This window comes from Bacillus sp. FSL K6-0073 (assembly GCF_038006085.1).
In the GTDB taxonomy this organism is placed as follows: Bacteria; Bacillota; Bacilli; order Bacillales; family Bacillaceae_G; genus Bacillus_A; species Bacillus_A cereus.
On record NZ_JBBOUN010000003.1, the window covers coordinates 390073 to 406393 of the forward strand.

Consider the following 16321-nt stretch of genomic DNA (forward strand, 5'->3'; position numbering starts at 1 on the left):
TAAGTAATTTTGTAAAATTCCTGCTTTTTTAAATATCCATTTATTATAGTTTTACAAATTATATTTCATCACTCTTAAATTAAAATAGAAACGATTGCCAATGTAACCACAATACATATCGTTGAAACTACAAATTCATCCCGATTCGTCCTGAACTTAGCTATTCGGAAATGTTTTTTGGTAAATGGATAGAAGAGAGGCACACCCGCTTTCGTCATACTATCTAATAATAGATGACTTAGACATCCAACTGTAATACCTATAACAAATTGCGAATATAGAATCTGTAAATATCCATCAAAGAACGTTGTACAAAAGAAGAGTAAGATGGATAAAAGCATCGTAAATATAAGAGTATGCGTAAGACCTCTATGACCAAAAACCTTGTTGATACCCCAGGACAGAAATTTAAATTTCCTCCCCATTTTACTATCAGGATGGTCAATATCAAGTAATAAACCTCCTATAAAACTTCCAATTAATAACGTTCCTGACAATAAGCACTTGTCGTAAGTAATCGGTGCATTCATCATGGCCGTACAAGCTATAACCCCTGCACAAACCCCACCAATTTTATGAGCATGATGATTCATTTTATATCACCCTTTCTTTATTGAAATGCCTTATTGTATTCATTTCAAAAGAATTTCAATCGAAAAAATGGGCGTACAAAAAAAGAGCCTGATATATTCAGACTCTGCTCTATTTTCTTTTATTTACAAGTGGCATAACAATTTTATCTAATTTTTTATATCTTTCTGTATATCGCTTATTAAACTCCGCTTGCAGTTGTTTTTTCGCTCTTGATTCAACAGCCTTTTTAGCCATACCACGTTCTAATGCATTTTTAACATTTTCAATTTCCTGATGAATACGTTCTGAAATAAATAACTCTAACATTTCATCATATCGCTCTTTTGATACCTTTTCGTTCGTATCTTTATCGAAATAGGTATATCCTGCTGTAGTGTCGTTTGAATTCTCTATTTCATTATTCGTTCTTTGTTCCATTTCCTTATCACGAATAATCTCCATTTCATACAAATCTAAAAATAGTGTTTCTTCACCTGTTTCTTTTATACCTGAAGTCCATCCTATTTCTTTTAAATGGAATAATTCCTCTACTGCCATATCCAATACATAAGCTATTTTTATTGCCGAATCAATACCAGGTTTTACATTCTCTTTTATTACAGAACTAATGTATTGTTTTGATAAACCTGTCATTTTCGCTAAGTCTGCTTGCTCTAAGCCTCGTTCTTTTAGAATTTCTTCTACTTTATTTGTTACGGTAATCTCACCATCAACAATTACATATCCTTTCCTTTTTAGTTCATCAAAATCTTTAATCTTCATAATCAAAACCTCACGTTCTCTATGATATCTTTCATTTATTATATTTTGTAATTTGACTTCATTATATAATCCTCTTTAGTATTTAGTCAATTATTTTTAACTAAAAAGAAATAATCACCTGTTATACAAGTGATTATAAAATATTTTTTATATATTCAATTGATTGCTGTAATACTTCCTCTTTAGATAATGACGCATCCACTTTTTTTATTCGATTTGAATATTTTTCTTCAATAAGCAAATACCCCTCACGAACTTTTTTATGAAATTCCATAGATTTTTCATCAAAACGATTTGTTTCTCGATTATTTTGAGCAATTCGATTCAATGCAATAGTAGGTTCTACATCTAAATAAAGCGTTAGATGTGGCATTACTAATCCTTCAAGAGCTTGCGAGTTAATACTTAAGACATTATCCATGCCAATACCTTGCACATATCCTTGATACACAATTGAGCTATCAACAAATCTATCACAAATAACGATTTTTCCTTCTGTTAATGCAGGGGAAATTTTATTTTTGAAGTGTTCTCTCCTTGCAGAAGCAAACAATAAAGCCTCTGTAATAGCATCCATCTCATTTTCCATAATAAGTTCTCTAATTTCTTCTGCAACTTTTACACCTCCTGGTTCCCTTGATGTTAAACATTCCATACCCTGTTCTTCTAAATAAAGAGCGAGACCTTGAATTAAAGCTGATTTACCTGAACCCTCTCCACCTTCAATAGAAATAAACAATCCACTTGTACGCATTTATAATATCCTCCTATTCAAACAAATATGTTTATATACCAAATTTATATAGTCATAAATAAATATAGTAGGACTATAATACTTTTATTAACTATAGTCAAATTAATTATAAAGAATGATAGAACGAAATATCATAGAATATGACCTGTTAAAAACATATGATAAAGAATCTAAACAACCATAGAAAGGGGATATTCGAATGAAATTAATACGAAATACAACTCAAAAAAGCCTATTTATTGTTACACTTGTTTATACATTTCTATTGTCTACATATTTAACACATGCACAATCTCTTTTAGGTGAAAAGTTTGCAGATGCTTTTAATGACTTTATGGCTGAATATAAATTCCATATTGCAGGTGGTATTGGATTTGGAGTCATGACAGGTGTTTTAGCCTTCATCACTTTATTTATGAAATTAGGGGCACATGCAGATAATCCGACAAAAAGAAAAGAAATCACACACGAGTTATTTATTGTTGGGATTTGTACAGGCTTCTTAGGTGCAATACCTCTTGTTTATATGCTATTTGTCTATATCGTTGTAGGAGCATAATAAAAAGTACCGTAAATTACGGTACTTTTTATTGTTTAAAGGTAGAGGCTTTTGTTTCCATCAAGGCTTCTACATCTGGAAGATATCTTAAAAATGCACCCTTTTCATATAAAGGTCGCTTCATTCTCTCATATGTAGTAAAACGATAATTTTTGATTTCTGTACAAGTATCTAAGATTTTTCCGCATTCTTTCGCTAAGACATCCGTTTCACTTACAACAAATAAAACTGGAGCGATATCACTATCATAGTAGTATTTCTTCCATGCATTTGTAATAATAAGTTGCTCTAATTTTTCAGCTTTTTGCCTAAATAATAGAGGGACATCAGCATCTCTACCAATTTCACCAAGGAAATATCTATGTTGCCCTTCCAAGCCATCTATTTTCATGCAAAATTCAAACGATGGAACAATATTTTTATTTCCTACTCGCAATTCAGGATTTACATTAAAGAATACAATTTTCTCAGGACAAGTCTCCATTAACTGCAAGTAAAATTGAGTAGAAAGCAAGTCTTTTGCAATGATTTCAGATGATTTCATATTTGTAATCATATACCAATCAAATGTATCCTCTTTAGAGTAGTGAGTAACTAAGTATTTCCCACCTAAATCCAAGCAATAAAAAGGATACGAATCTTGTTTAATATGCTCTTCTTCAAAATCACCAAGCATAAACTTGTTTAAAACTCGATTTTGTACTAATTTTTCCAAACGATTCCGAATTGCATAAATGGATGCACTCTCCTCAGAATCTTCTTTTAAAATCTGTAAATATTGTTGAATTTGACTTGCTGTTGCAAATCTAAATTTAAATAGGAATTTAGCAATCTCTAAATCTCGCTCAGTTAGTTTTCCATCGTTTTTCATTTTTATAATTTCATTTTTAGAAACGGTATTTGTAAATTTATTTTGAAACGTCTGCCTTAAGTCGTCAGGAATATCAGATATTTTATTTAACTCATTTAGATACATGACAACATCTCCTTTCGTGATATAAAGATAGCAAGAGATAAATACTCTTGCTATCTTATCCTCTGTTCTATTAGAATTCTATTCTTCAATGTCATCTGGTAAGATGTTAATGATTTTACCTCTGACTTTTTCTTCTTCTTTACGTACTTGTGTAATTCGGAAGCTAACACGCATATCTTCCTCGACTTCAATTGTTCCAGGAATTGGACATAACGCATCAATATTTTCTGCGATACATACGAAGCAACCCCAAGGTTTCACACTTCTAATTCGACCTAATACAACTTGATTAGGTTCAAAGTTCTCTAAATTCATAGGTGAATCTGTTTTATATTTCTCAACCGCTTGAACTAAAATACGATTGTTTTTCGTTACTTTCGCTAATTTCACTTGTAAAACATCACCCACCTTGCTTACTTCACGTAAAGCAGTATAGCCTTCTGCAAAGTCCGAGTTGCGTAACAGTACAGCAATTCCTTTAATCTCTACATATGCACCAAATGGTAAGATTTTTGTGATTTTAGCTTCGAACTCTGTTCCAGATTCTAATTCAGCAATTAACGCATCACGTTGTTTTTCTTGAACAACTTTACGAGAAGCTATTAAAACTCCTTTATCTTCATCAACAGATACGATAACAAATGAAATTTTTCGCCCAATATAATTAACAAGTGAAGTTTTAACATCTCTCATATCAACTTCCTCACGGGCAATAATTACCTGCATTCCATTTAATTCAGTCATTAGAATATCTGTATTTAACAATTCACTTCGCTGTACTAAACGTACCATCCCATTAAATACTGTTCCTTTTTCGATTGCTTCTTTAATTTTTGTCATTTCCATGTGTAATTCCCCCTTATTTTTTCTGAAAAATTTTTCTTAATGAAGAAAATAAACCTGTTTTATTTTTATCAGCATTTTCTTCTGGCTTTTCAACATCTTCTGCATCATAAAACTTAGGATAATTTCGGTATTGTTCTTCATACATTTGTTTCAGAACTTTATCCCTTGGTGGTCGAATTGAATGCACCACTGGATGTGAACCATTATCTTTTGTTAATCCATTATATGATGATTCTTCACTAATTAATTCCTTAACTGGTTCTAATGGTGTTCGACCCCCCTCAGATGGAGATACCTCTTTCCCTTCTAAGTTCACCTCATCCACATCAGATATTTCTATTTTTTCAATATCATATGTTTTACCAGCAACATTATTACCGATAATGTTTTTATTATGTTTTATAATATGTTCATCTTTTTTAAATTTTTCATCATTAATTATTTTATCTTCTTTTATTATGAACATATGATCTTCTTCTTTTTGTATATCATTGTCATCTTTTGTCATAATTTCAAGATTAATTGTTTCCTCATTATCGCTTTCTTCTATAATCCTTGGAACCTGAAATAACGACTCGCTCTCTTTAACCTCTTCGAACTCTTCATTCTCCAAAATAACAACGGTCTTTTGTTCCGTTTTTTGAGGTGTGATAGCAAAGAGCTCATCTTCTTCATCATCTGAAGAAGAGATGACTACGACACCCTCTTTAGCTTCATTGTTTTGACTTTCATCACTTTCACTTACTTCTTCCCAAATAACTTCTGAATTAAGCTCCTCCTCAGAGCTTTCGTAGGGAAACTGATACCCTTCTTCTCTTAATCGTTCTATGATTACATCTACGCCCTTCCAAAGAAATGCATTTTGAAATGGTTTTGGTACATAGTATGTAGCTCCGTTTGCAATGGCTTTTTCTTTCATAGAATCGCTATAGTCTTCTGACATTGCTATGATTTTAGCATTTGGTTCTTTTGAAAGAATCTGTTTCATCGCATCAAATCCATCCATATCAGGAAGACTTAAATCCAAGACAATAAAATCAGGTTTCATTTTAAAATAATCAATAATCCCTTCTTTTCCTGTTTCAGATTCTTTTACAACTTCATACATAAATTCATCATCTGGTTTTTTTTCCATCGCTCTTTTTATTAACTCACGAACAAAATGGGCATCATCTATAACTAAAACTCGCAGAACCTTTTCCATTTTTCTCACCTTCCTCAAACATATTTCCTATCAAAGTATGTTATATTATATGTTTTTCAAAAAAAATATTCGTTTTCAGTCAGACGAACATCGCCTTACCCACTTCGATTAATACGTTTTAGTAAAGAATAATTGACAAAATGAGATTGAAATGCTAATCTGAAGAAAGATTAATATAGTGAAGGAGGATTTATTCCATGACTGAAATCATCGGGATTTGTTCTGTCGGAAAAATGTTTCGACCTAAAAAAGTTTTAAATGTGCCTCATAGAGGATTTATTTTTTATACATCTTATAAATCAAATTTTGGGGGAGAAGCGAAAGAAATCTCAATTCAATTCAATTTAAAGAATATTTATCCTGACAAAGAAATTATTCGAATTAATGTATCTACCGATATACCTGTTCTTATAAGAAAAGAATTGTTTACTGAATTAGATTCAAACACTGCCTTATCGAATGCACCCGATTGTTTTATTACGGAAAACAGACATTTAGTAAGACCTGATAGATACAATTTAAGAAAAAGAGGGATTTCTGAAGGTATTAAAAATCATAAAGGTGTTTTATTCTTCACTATCCTAATCGAGAGTGATGTACCTGAAGAAGAAGATAACCTTAATTTCATGCTATATCCATCAGTAGTTGATGGAGAGGAATATATCGTTGTGGAAAGTGAAGCTAACACTCCAGTTATTATCCATTCAGAAACAGGATTACTTTTACACAGCTAAGAGAGGCGTATTATCATGTTTAAAACAAGAAAACAATTCACATTAGAATTCGAAGTAAAGAAAATACTACACGAAAATGCCGAAAGTAGATTCTATATTATTACGGCAAATATTTTAAATCACGATTCTGAAAATCAATTCCCTAAAGAAATGAGAATTCAAGGAAATTTCAACACGGTTCATAAAGGTGACAAATTCGAAGGAACAGGTGTTGTTCAATTACACAAAGTATATGGGTATTCCATTAAACTTACTGCTACTCCAACCGCTACCGTCCCTCAAGTAAAAAAAGGATTAATAGATTTTATAAAAAAACGTGTTTCACGAGTCGGAATGAAAACAGCGAAAAAAATTGTAGATGAATTAGGATTAGAAGCTATTTCACTTATTGAAAAAGACTATAAAGTTTTAGTGAATATCGGTCTTACAGAAAAAAGAGCAAAGAGTATTCAAAACCAATTAGTTGAACATAAACGATTTGAGGAATTAGCTACATTTATTCAATCCTTTGACTTGGAATCCTCTGTAGCTATTCGAATTTACGAAGATTTAGGAGATACCAGTTTAGTAAAAGTAAAAGGAAATCCATATGTCGTATGTTCTATTTCAAAATTAGATTTTACACATGCAGATAAAATTGCTTATGCATTAGGAAAACCGAGTGATGGTGTAGAGCGAATTAAACACGCTATCATGTTCTACATCGAACATAGAATGCAATCTAAAGGTGATATTTGTATTTTTAAAGACGAGTTACTGAATTCATTAGAAGAATTCATTGTTCGAGTCGGGGCATATCCAAAGAACCAGATGATATCAGTACCGATTCAAAAAATAGATGCGATACTACAAGGATTGTTTACTTCTGGTGCTCTTGTGACCGAGGAAAACAACGATGGAAAAGTATGCATCTATCGTGCAGATTATCACAGAATTGAAAATAATATCGTTTCTGGATTAAAAGAATTAGTACACTCTTTCAAGACTCCATTATGTCAAAGGATTCAAATTGATGATTTTATACAGGAATATGAGAAAGCATATTTCCCATTAGCAGAAAAACAAGCTGAAGCTGTATATATGGCTTTGCTAAATGGTATTAGTATCTTAACTGGCGGTCCTGGAACAGGGAAAACGCAAACGACAAACACGATTGTACAATGTATAAAAAAAGTAAATCCTAAAGCTACTATCTTACTATTAGCCCCTACAGGCAAAGCAAGCAAACGAATGACTGAATTAACAAACATGGATGCATCAACAATTCATAGAGGATTAGGGCTAAATAGCTTTGGTGGAACGAAAGAATTAAATCAATTAACATCTGATTTTATTGTTGTAGATGAATTTAGTATGGTCGATGCATATTTAGCCAACAAACTGGTAAATAATATAGGTGAGAATACTCGTATTCTATTTGTTGGGGATGTTGACCAATTACCTTCTGTAGGACCTGGATTGATTTTACGAGATTTAATTGATAGCGGAAAAATCCCTGTTACAAAATTAGATAAGGTATTCCGCCAAGCTGAAAATTCGCAAATCGTAATGAATTCATACAAGGTTATTAACGGAAAAACAACAAAAGACCCTGATGGAATTCGTTTTGACCACACAAAAGGTGACGAGTATTTTATTCAAGAGAAAAACTCATTAGTTATTCGTAAAAAAATTATTGATAGTATCCAAAGAATGATAGATAAATATAATTACAAATTAGATGACATTTGCTTACTATCACCTATGCGTATTGGGGACTTAGGAACTGATGAATTAAATCGTGCGATACAGTTACATTTTAATCCACCTAACTCTTCAATGGATTACCAAAGAGATGAGTTTACAACATTCCGAACTGGTGACAAAGTAATTCACACAGAAAACAACAAAGATTTAGGCGTATATAATGGTGAAGTTGGTGTTGTCTCTTCTATCTATACATATGAAGGCGAATTTAAGGTTGATGTAGAATATCCAGATAGAGAAGACCCTGTTGCTTATTCAGAAAAAGACATGGAACAATTACAACTGGCTTATGCAATTACCATTCACAAAAGCCAAGGTAGTGAATTCCCTATTGTCATCATGCCTTTCCACGAATCTCAATTAAGCATGTCTACTCGCAATTTAATTTATACAGGTAGAACAAGAGCAAAGAAAATTTTAATTAGTATTGGTGATGAAGAAACACTGAATAAAGGAATTTTAAAGGTTAGTGACACGAATAGAAATTCAAGAATCAAAGAAAAATTGCAGAAAGAATTATAAACTTCTTACAATAGGTAAGAAGTTTTTTATTTACATATATCAGTTAATGAATTATAATTTTGTTGACTATAGTCAAATTAGTTATTATAACGAGTAACATACATATAATATTTTGTATATTAAAATCAGGTATTTGAAAAAATGAATTAAATTTGGAGGAATAAATGATGGTAAACGTAGTAGTGTTGGAAGAAGTTTCAAGTGATAAAAAGACAGTTGATACACAAACGCTTAGTGATAAACAGGTTAATAGTAAAGATATCATTCTATCAGATTACATGATGGATAAAAATGATTTGATTACATCTTGGATAGAAGTCGATGGCTTATTCAAGAGAGAAAGATTAATTGTTTCTATTCATTGATTTCTGGTTAGATTAACGGATGGACTATATGTTTCATCCTTTTTTTATTATAAATTAAAGAAAGCAGGGCTAAGAATGAATCATGTTAGTATAGGTGTCTATAACAACGAAACACATGTAGTAAACATTGTTCCCGATTATAATTTAGAAAAGCATATAGAATACAATAAAATCATGCGATTTGGAAGAGCCTTATTTATTGATGGAGAGTGTGTTCACACTGGATATTTATCAGACAAAAAGATTAAAACTTGGTCAAATAAAATAAAAGAAATGGATATTTCTACACATACACCTTCAACAACATATTATTAATAAAAAGAAAAAAGAATTCAGTAATGTTACTGGATTCTCTTTTTGTATACATTGTTTTTATTAAGCTATATCCCTTAGAAATCGCTCCGCTCGAAAACGAAATAATCTACCTCGTGAGTTAGCAGATGAGCCCTCTTTATCTAAAATCATTTCTTTATGAATAGATTTCAATAAATCTTCCTTATCCAACTCTTCACAAATGCAGACCCACATTAATTTCTTTTTATTTAACTCAATCTTAATATCAAGTACTTTATCATTTTTAAATCCAATGTAAGCATATAGCTCCATAACACCTCTATGAAGAGTTAACGAAGTTTTTATTTCTGTTTTTAGGCGAATTGCAATTTCTTCGTAAAATCGAGAAATAGATTCATCTAATGTACAGCATTGATATGTATTTTGATAAGTAAACATATTATCCACCAGCTAAAAGTTATGAAGATAACTTTTACTTACCTTTCTTTTCTTCTGGCATCGGAATCCCAAAACCTTTTAATACTGCATCTAATTGACCTTCCATTCCCATTGCTTTCATTCGTTCTCGAATCTCTGGTAAATGTTTTACACCATCAGTTAGAAAATCAAACGCCATTTGCTGAATGCTTCCTAAATTTGCTTCATTCACAACCCGATTAAGTTCACTCTCACTAATAGTAGATTGTCCTTTCTTTGTACCACCGGACAACATATCATTTATATCTTGACCACATTTATTGAATGTATTTTGTTGTTTCATATTAAAACATCTCCCTTTTATAAAATATTATTTTTTATTACCATAATTTATTTTATTTCTTTATATAAAAAAACATCTTATGTACAAGATATATTTTATTTTGTTAATCGTAAACCATTTCAAGCATCTATCATGTTCGACATTTTTCTTACTTCCAGTCACATGTCTACTTTGAGTATTTTACCTATCAGGAACACCCATTGTCTTTTATTGGTGAATATTGTCTAAGTAAGCCTCAAAAAACGATATATATCCACAAAAATAAAACCCCTCCGAAACATAAACCTATATACAAAGCAAAAAATATATCCAACATAATAGAAAATATAATTTTATTAAATCATTTACAAAAAACATAGAAATACCATGAAAACGAAACATAGTTGATAAAATTACTTTTTATTGAATATAGTCAATAAATAACATATAATATTGACTATAGTTAAAGAAACGGAGATGATAAAAATGGCAAGAGCTTTACTAATTGCAGAAAAACCGAGTTTAATGAGAGAAATCCAAAGTGCATACCACACTTTTGGTCATAAAGATACTATCGAGTTTAAATCCTTCGCAGGACACACAATGGGATTAATTAATCCTGATAAGTATAAAGAAGAATGGGCAAAATGGGATTTAGCTACCCTTCCATTGGTTCCTGACAAATTCATTTATGAACCAACCAAGGATAAGTTAGATATGTATAAAGACATTAAAAAAGCCATCAAAAATGGAAATTACGACTATATTATCAATGGATGTGACCCAGGAAGAGAAGGTCAGCATATTTTCTTTAGTTTCTATGATTCTATTGGCTGTAACTTACCTGTTAAAAGAATTTGGCATAGCGATTTAACAGAAAAAGAACTTAAACGAGCTCTTGATAATCTACGAGATGAAAATGAACCCGCTTTAAGCAATATGACAAAAGCAAGTAAATTACGAGCGTATTTCGATTGGTTAATTGGAATGAATTTTACAAGAGCTTTTTCAATTGTAGGTGGTAAAAAGATGAATTTAGGACGAGTTATGACTCCTGCCCTAAAAGTTTTAGTTGATAGAGAACTTGAAATTAAGAATTTTGTCCCGAAAAACTTTTGGGAAATAGAAGCTAATTTTGGGAAATATACAGGCGTTTACTTCAATGAAGATGGGGATACACAATTTTGGAAGCAAGAAGATGCACAAAAGATTATTGATTCTTTAAGTACGGACAGCACAGTTAAAATTGTGAATCAGGAAAAAGATGTAAAATACGCTCCTCAGTTACATTCTTTATCAGCCTTACAAAACGAAGCAAACTCAGTGTATGGATACACAATGCAAGAAACTTTAAATATCACACAAACATTGTATGAAAAAAAATTCGTAAGTTACCCTCGTACAGATAGCTCCCATTTAACAAAAGCTATCAGTAACGATTTCGCTATTATGCTTAGACCTTTACAAAACATCCCTGAGTTAGCAGATAAAACAAAGGCTATTATTAATGATTCTAAAATTCTTTCAGATGTAGCAAATAATAAAAAATATGTTGATGATAAAAAAGTAAGCGACCATTATGCCATCGTGCCGACAGGATTATCACCTGATTTTGGTCGATTAACAGATAAAGAAATTAATGTATATATGTTAATCGCAAAAAGATTTTTAAGTATATTCTTACCTCCTATGGTGAGCCAAAAAACAAGTGTTGTTACCGAAAATAACGGTCATTTATTTAAAACATCAGGAAGTGTATTAGAGTCAATCGGATTTATGGACTTATATAATTACAAGGCTCAAGACAACATGCTTCCACCACTAAAAAAAGGCGAAACGGTTTCCTTGAAGAAAGCGGAATTAATTACAAAGCAAACAAGTAAGCCTGGCAGATACACAGATAGAACACTGAACATCGCAATGGAAAATGCAGGACGATTTATAGATGACGATGAACTAAAAGAAGTTTTAAAAGAAGCAAAAGGCATTGGAACACCTGCTACAAGAGGTGGTATTGTTGAAAAATTAGTTTTACTTAATATGATTGAGCGTAAGAAAAAATCCTTCTTTGCAACTGAATATGGAATCGGAATTATCCAATCCTTAAATGGTCACGATATTACATCTCCAGAACTAACAGCGAAATGGGAACAAAAACTCTCAGAAATTGAAGCAAATCAGTTTGACCCAAATGTCTTTTATAAAGAAATGATTGCTTACATACAAAAGGAAGTTGAGGATTTGAAGAAATTAAAAGTATTTGTATCCTCAAGCAAAGACTCCCTTGGCTCTTGTCCAAAATGCGGAAAACATGTAATTGAAGGTAAAAAATATTACCTATGCGAAGCATACAAAAACGGATGTGACTTTTTATTCGGAAAAACATTCTTAGAAGCAAAAATCACGAAAGCTGAAATAAAAAAAATCTTAAGCGGAAAATCTTCTAAAGAATTAGACTTTAAAAAGGATGGAAAGACATGGAAAGCAAAGCTTTCTGTAAATAAAGACAAAGGTTCCATTGATATGATTTTTAATTCCGACACTAAAAAATCAAAAGGTACCAATTCTTCAGCATCTAAAAGTGAAGTGATTTGTAAGTGCCCTAAATGCGGTGGTGGCATTAAAGAGACAAGCAAATACTTCCTATGCGAAAATTACAAAGACCCTTGCACTGTACTAATTGGTAAAGAGTATTTCGGAGCAAAAATCACAAAAAAAGAGGCAATAGACTTACTTAATGGTAAGGAGACGGGTGAAAAGACCATGACTTGGAGTTCAGGAAAAACGAGTAGCGCTAAATTGAAATATACCAATAAATTACAAACCGTTTCTACAAAATAGTTAATAGAACACTAATTCATAGACTACAAAGTGTATTAAAACATCTTGTAGTCTATTTTTTTTATAAATATTTCTCTCCTTGTATATGATATAGCACATGTTTTTTTAGGAGGGGATTTTTATGAAAAAAGAAAAAGTTTTACTTGGTCTACTTGGGGCAACTGTTGTTGTTGGCATCGGGACAAGTATCTGGTTTGCAGTAGCAAATCCATTCGCTACTGAGGATAAGGCAGTAAAAGAAAAAGTTATAAAACAAAAAGTGGAAGCAAAGATTGATAAGCATTTAGAGAAATATACACCACTCAAAAAAGAAGAAATCTCAAAAATGACAATTGATGAGAAAAAAGACATGATGGGTGGCGATGGTGCCAATTATGAAAGTAACTTGATGAAGATTGGTCAAGGTCAAGGAAAAGAAGAATATCCTGAAGACAAAGCAAAAGCATTTGAAAAAGAGTTGATTCAATTAGCCTCTTCCGCAAGTTATGACAAAATACTTAACAAAGTAAAAGATGAATTGAAAAATCATCAATTCACAACAGGTACGAATACAAAAATTGCGTCCATTTACTACGATGCATCTATCATGATGTCTACACTGACAGCACCAGATTTCCAAAAAGGGAAAATTGCAAAAGACATGCGTCATCCTGAAATGATGGTTATTGGTACTATTATGCTACCCGAAAAAGAAAGACGTGCTATTATCCATGATTTCGAAAGCTTATCGCCTATTGTAAATGGAGAGGTAAAAATCTTAAATCATGAGGTTTTACGTGGCGAAAGTGATGACCCTATGTTAAAAACTATTCAAAATACAATGGTTGGTGCGGAACGAGTTCACAAAATAGAATTTCAGGTAGAAAAGAAAAATAACTTAATTGCATATGTTATCGAATACAATAACGCAACTTTAGAATATTACGGTATGTATGCTCCTAAAGATAAAACGTACCACTATAAAACAATTCAATTCTTTAAAGAAATGGATAAGGATTTTGATAAGCACCAATCCTTGAAAACGGATGGTGATAAATAATGAGCAACAAGATAGCAGAACTAAAAAACAACCCTACATTAAAGCAATTAGGTGAAAATATCAACGGAATTATGATAGGCTTATTTGCTTTTCAATGTAGCATGTTCATTACCATTCTTTTATTTAAGAAAAGCTTCTTTTTTATTCATCTGGGAATTGCATTGTTAATTATTTTAGGTTTTTCGTTTTTAAAAGACTTTGCAGATGAAAAGAAAAAATCATTTGCACTCAAAATTATGAAAATCTCTTTAGTGATTGGTGCATTGTCTATATTTGACCACTTTATTGTATCTGGATTAAACAATATAGAAGACCCCAAATTATACAGTAGTATGACAAAGGTTATTTATCTTGTTGATTTTGCAATTATTATCAGTTCTATTGCTATTTTTAGAAATGAAGAATTCCAAAATAAAATGATTGCATTCACAGAGACATCTATATGGAATGCGTTAGCAGGTGAAGAAAAAGAAGAAATTAAGCAAGGAGATGCGGTACTGGGTCAAAACATAGATACACAAAATCCTGTAATTCTACCTTTAAAAGATAGATATCTTCACATGTTAGTTTTGGGACCAACAGGTTCTGGTAAAACATCTCAAACAATTATTCCAATGATTCATAGGGATATGCAAAATCCTGAATTAGGTGTTACTGTAATTGAGCCTAAAGGGGATTTAGCTGAAAAAATCTTTGCAATGGCTCGTTATTATAATCGAGAGGTTCAATACTTTAATCCAATTTTACCTGATTGCCCGTATTTCAATCCTTTATTCGGAGATGAATCAGATGTAATTGAGAATATGGCCACAACATTTAAAATGTTAAACCCTGATTCTCCTCAATTCTTCTTAGATATGAACGAAAACTTAATTCGTAATGCTTTGAAAGTGTTAAAACGTTTATATGGAGATGATGCTACGTTAATTGATTTATCAACCCTGTTACATAATACAGGTGGTGGCGGTAAGAAAATGGTGCAGGATTTTTCTAAATTGCCTTCCGAAAGCGATTCAATGGCAAAAGAAAATAACGATATCGCATTATGGTTCTTAAACGATTATTTCACTGGTGCAACAGGAGATAAAGGGGCAACAAAAACATACGAACATTGTTCTGGTGTTCGTTCTCAGGTAGCAAAACTTGTTTCTAATAAATATTTAAGACGAGTTCTGAATCCTCCTAAAGGTCGTGGTTCAGATGTAGACTTTGATAAATCACTTGCAGAAGGTACCATTATTACAATCGCTACCGCTCAAGGTAAACTACGTGATTTAGGTAAATACTTAGGTTACTTTATTATCCTACAATTACAGTCGGCTGTATTTAGAAGACCAGGGAATGAGAATACAAGACGAGGAAACATGCTTTATATAGATGAATTCCAAACGTATTCAAATCCTGGATTTGCTGATATGTTAACACAAGGTCGTTCTTATCGTGTAGCATCGCATTTAGCAACACAAAACCGTGCCTTAATCGGTATGGGTAGTGGTAAAGATGGAAAAGACTTTATTGAACTTGTTTCTACCAATGCTCGTAATACAATTATTTACCCTGGTGGTAATGCTCAAGATGCTGATTACTATTCAAAACAATTCGGAGAAATTATTGAGAAAACAATGCAGAAAGGATACTCTCAAGAAAAGTTCAGTATATTAGGTGGTTTAGGACGAAGACCAGTAAATGAAAGTTTTAGAGAGGCTGAAGAAACAAAAGCCAGATATTCTCCAACCGATATTATTTATCGTGAATTCGGGCAAATTACATATTGTTTAATTAAAAACAATAGTATACAAGCTCCAGGTGTTAGTAAAATCGAGTATATTCCTAAAGAATTAAATGATTTACTTGATAGAATGGTAGCCGAATATAACGAAGAACAAGATAAGAAATATCACAAAGAATTTGGTGGCTCTCAAAAACCTACAGAAGAGAAAAAAGTGGAATTAGTAAAAGAAAAATTAAATGAAGAAGCTGTCGTTACAAATATTCAACTTGAAAAACCTAAGAATAACTATTCTTCAAATGATGTTGTTCTCGACCCTCTTTCTGAAATTGAAGATGATACATTCGTTGATGCAGAAGATGTCGGTGCAAAAGTTAAAAGCACTACGGTTATTTCAGAGAATGAATACCAAAGAGGTGGAAATTCTTTTCAATCGAATATTAATGATGTAGAGGATGAGTTAATTTAACTCATCTTTTTTTATTTAAATGATACAAAATGCATTTACATAACATAATAAAAAATAATATTGTAAACAAATAAAAAAAGATACACATTTTATTGTGTATCTTTTTGTTTTATTATAGATATCATTTTATAATTATTTGTATTTTGAT

At 31.7% G+C, this 16321-nt stretch carries 16 protein-coding genes; 8 read left to right on the forward strand and 8 right to left on the reverse strand.

All coding sequences use genetic code 11. The annotated features are described in order from the left end of the window. Positions 1 to 74 precede the first annotated feature (74 nt). The 3 genes from MHB52_RS33570 to tmk all read right to left on the reverse strand — a co-directional run bounded on the left by MHB52_RS33570 (position 75) and on the right by tmk (position 2110). Positions 75 to 593: a metal-dependent hydrolase gene (locus tag MHB52_RS33570; protein ID WP_061662784.1), complete on the reverse strand. Its 519-nt coding sequence runs from the start codon at positions 591 to 593 to the stop codon at positions 75 to 77. A gap of 109 nt (positions 594 to 702) precedes the next feature. Beyond that, positions 703 to 1356 (reverse strand): helix-turn-helix transcriptional regulator, encoded by a 654-nt coding sequence (locus MHB52_RS33575; protein ID WP_061662783.1) that lies wholly within the window; start codon positions 1354 to 1356, stop codon positions 703 to 705. A gap of 133 nt (positions 1357 to 1489) precedes the next feature. Continuing rightward, positions 1490 to 2110 (reverse strand): dTMP kinase, encoded by a 621-nt coding sequence (tmk, locus tag MHB52_RS33580; RefSeq protein WP_061662782.1) that lies wholly within the window; start codon positions 2108 to 2110, stop codon positions 1490 to 1492. Between the two features lie 199 nt (positions 2111 to 2309). On the opposite strand from tmk, the gene MHB52_RS33585 reads away from it, so the two are divergent. Beyond that, the gene (locus MHB52_RS33585) at positions 2310 to 2669 is read left to right on the forward strand and encodes a hypothetical protein (RefSeq protein ID WP_061662781.1); all 360 of its coding nucleotides are present in this window, start codon (positions 2310 to 2312) and stop codon (positions 2667 to 2669) included. A 28-nt stretch (positions 2670 to 2697) separates the two neighbouring features. Here the strand turns inward: MHB52_RS33585 and MHB52_RS33590 are convergent, their stop codons facing one another. The 3 genes from MHB52_RS33590 to MHB52_RS33600 all read right to left on the reverse strand — a co-directional run bounded on the left by MHB52_RS33590 (position 2698) and on the right by MHB52_RS33600 (position 5695). Then, a complete protein-coding gene (locus MHB52_RS33590; protein WP_061662780.1) occupies positions 2698 to 3645 on the reverse strand; it encodes a hypothetical protein in 948 nt (315 codons plus the stop codon). A 78-nt stretch (positions 3646 to 3723) separates the two neighbouring features. Beyond that, a complete protein-coding gene (locus tag MHB52_RS33595) occupies positions 3724 to 4491 on the reverse strand; it encodes a S1 RNA-binding domain-containing protein (RefSeq protein WP_061662779.1) in 768 nt (255 codons plus the stop codon). A gap of 13 nt (positions 4492 to 4504) precedes the next feature. After that, a complete protein-coding gene (locus MHB52_RS33600; RefSeq protein WP_061662778.1) occupies positions 4505 to 5695 on the reverse strand; it encodes a response regulator in 1191 nt (396 codons plus the stop codon). Between the two features lie 197 nt (positions 5696 to 5892). Between MHB52_RS33600 and MHB52_RS33605 the strand changes: the two genes are divergently transcribed. The 4 genes from MHB52_RS33605 to MHB52_RS33620 all read left to right on the forward strand — a co-directional run bounded on the left by MHB52_RS33605 (position 5893) and on the right by MHB52_RS33620 (position 9377). Next, positions 5893 to 6429: a hypothetical protein gene (locus MHB52_RS33605; protein ID WP_061662777.1), complete on the forward strand. Its 537-nt coding sequence runs from the start codon at positions 5893 to 5895 to the stop codon at positions 6427 to 6429. A gap of 15 nt (positions 6430 to 6444) precedes the next feature. Continuing rightward, on the forward strand, positions 6445 to 8697 hold the full coding sequence (gene recD2, locus MHB52_RS33610) for an SF1B family DNA helicase RecD2 (RefSeq protein WP_061662776.1): 2253 nt from the start codon (positions 6445 to 6447) through the stop codon (positions 8695 to 8697). A 164-nt stretch (positions 8698 to 8861) separates the two neighbouring features. Then, the gene (locus tag MHB52_RS33615) at positions 8862 to 9062 is read left to right on the forward strand and encodes a hypothetical protein (protein WP_061662775.1); all 201 of its coding nucleotides are present in this window, start codon (positions 8862 to 8864) and stop codon (positions 9060 to 9062) included. 75 nt (positions 9063 to 9137) lie between these two features. After that, a complete protein-coding gene (locus MHB52_RS33620; protein ID WP_061662774.1) occupies positions 9138 to 9377 on the forward strand; it encodes a hypothetical protein in 240 nt (79 codons plus the stop codon). Positions 9378 to 9437: 60 nt separating this feature from the next. Here the strand turns inward: MHB52_RS33620 and MHB52_RS33625 are convergent, their stop codons facing one another. Beyond that, positions 9438 to 9794 carry a hypothetical protein gene (locus tag MHB52_RS33625; RefSeq protein WP_061662773.1) on the reverse strand — a complete coding sequence of 119 codons (357 nt, stop codon included), beginning with the start codon at positions 9792 to 9794 and terminating at the stop codon, positions 9438 to 9440. 34 nt (positions 9795 to 9828) lie between these two features. Beyond that, complete coding sequence (locus MHB52_RS33630) at positions 9829 to 10116, reverse strand: hypothetical protein (RefSeq protein WP_061662772.1); 288 nt, start codon at positions 10114 to 10116, stop codon at positions 9829 to 9831. Positions 10117 to 10581: 465 nt separating this feature from the next. On the opposite strand from MHB52_RS33630, the gene MHB52_RS33635 reads away from it, so the two are divergent. From MHB52_RS33635 to MHB52_RS33645, 3 genes are all read left to right on the forward strand, one after another. After that, a complete protein-coding gene (locus MHB52_RS33635) occupies positions 10582 to 12936 on the forward strand; it encodes a type IA DNA topoisomerase (RefSeq protein WP_253703227.1) in 2355 nt (784 codons plus the stop codon). A gap of 121 nt (positions 12937 to 13057) precedes the next feature. Continuing rightward, complete coding sequence (locus tag MHB52_RS33640) at positions 13058 to 13975, forward strand: hypothetical protein (RefSeq protein ID WP_061662770.1); 918 nt, start codon at positions 13058 to 13060, stop codon at positions 13973 to 13975. Further along, positions 13975 to 16173 (forward strand): type IV secretory system conjugative DNA transfer family protein, encoded by a 2199-nt coding sequence (locus tag MHB52_RS33645; protein WP_061662769.1) that lies wholly within the window; start codon positions 13975 to 13977, stop codon positions 16171 to 16173. Before MHB52_RS33640 ends, MHB52_RS33645 begins: the two co-directional genes overlap by 1 nt. The last annotated feature ends 148 nt before the right edge of the window (positions 16174 to 16321 follow it).

What these genes read in the sequence shown, in the direction of transcription:
- MHB52_RS33570 (WP_061662784.1), bottom strand. Translation starts at nt 593, where the DNA reads ATGAATCATCATGCTCATAAAATTGGTGGGGTTTGTGCAGGGGTTATA.
- MHB52_RS33575 (WP_061662783.1), bottom strand. Translation starts at nt 1,356, where the DNA reads ATGAAGATTAAAGATTTTGATGAACTAAAAAGGAAAGGATATGTAATT.
- tmk (WP_061662782.1), bottom strand. Translation starts at nt 2,110, where the DNA reads ATGCGTACAAGTGGATTGTTTATTTCTATTGAAGGTGGAGAGGGTTCA.
- MHB52_RS33585 (WP_061662781.1), top strand. Translation starts at nt 2,310, where the DNA reads ATGAAATTAATACGAAATACAACTCAAAAAAGCCTATTTATTGTTACA.
- MHB52_RS33590 (WP_061662780.1), bottom strand. Translation starts at nt 3,645, where the DNA reads ATGTATCTAAATGAGTTAAATAAAATATCTGATATTCCTGACGACTTA.
- MHB52_RS33595 (WP_061662779.1), bottom strand. Translation starts at nt 4,491, where the DNA reads ATGGAAATGACAAAAATTAAAGAAGCAATCGAAAAAGGAACAGTATTT.
- MHB52_RS33600 (WP_061662778.1), bottom strand. Translation starts at nt 5,695, where the DNA reads ATGGAAAAGGTTCTGCGAGTTTTAGTTATAGATGATGCCCATTTTGTT.
- MHB52_RS33605 (WP_061662777.1), top strand. Translation starts at nt 5,893, where the DNA reads ATGACTGAAATCATCGGGATTTGTTCTGTCGGAAAAATGTTTCGACCT.
- recD2 (WP_061662776.1), top strand. Translation starts at nt 6,445, where the DNA reads ATGTTTAAAACAAGAAAACAATTCACATTAGAATTCGAAGTAAAGAAA.
- MHB52_RS33615 (WP_061662775.1), top strand. Translation starts at nt 8,862, where the DNA reads ATGATGGTAAACGTAGTAGTGTTGGAAGAAGTTTCAAGTGATAAAAAG.
- MHB52_RS33620 (WP_061662774.1), top strand. Translation starts at nt 9,138, where the DNA reads ATGAATCATGTTAGTATAGGTGTCTATAACAACGAAACACATGTAGTA.
- MHB52_RS33625 (WP_061662773.1), bottom strand. Translation starts at nt 9,794, where the DNA reads ATGTTTACTTATCAAAATACATATCAATGCTGTACATTAGATGAATCT.
- MHB52_RS33630 (WP_061662772.1), bottom strand. Translation starts at nt 10,116, where the DNA reads ATGAAACAACAAAATACATTCAATAAATGTGGTCAAGATATAAATGAT.
- MHB52_RS33635 (WP_253703227.1), top strand. Translation starts at nt 10,582, where the DNA reads ATGGCAAGAGCTTTACTAATTGCAGAAAAACCGAGTTTAATGAGAGAA.
- MHB52_RS33640 (WP_061662770.1), top strand. Translation starts at nt 13,058, where the DNA reads ATGAAAAAAGAAAAAGTTTTACTTGGTCTACTTGGGGCAACTGTTGTT.
- MHB52_RS33645 (WP_061662769.1), top strand. Translation starts at nt 13,975, where the DNA reads ATGAGCAACAAGATAGCAGAACTAAAAAACAACCCTACATTAAAGCAA.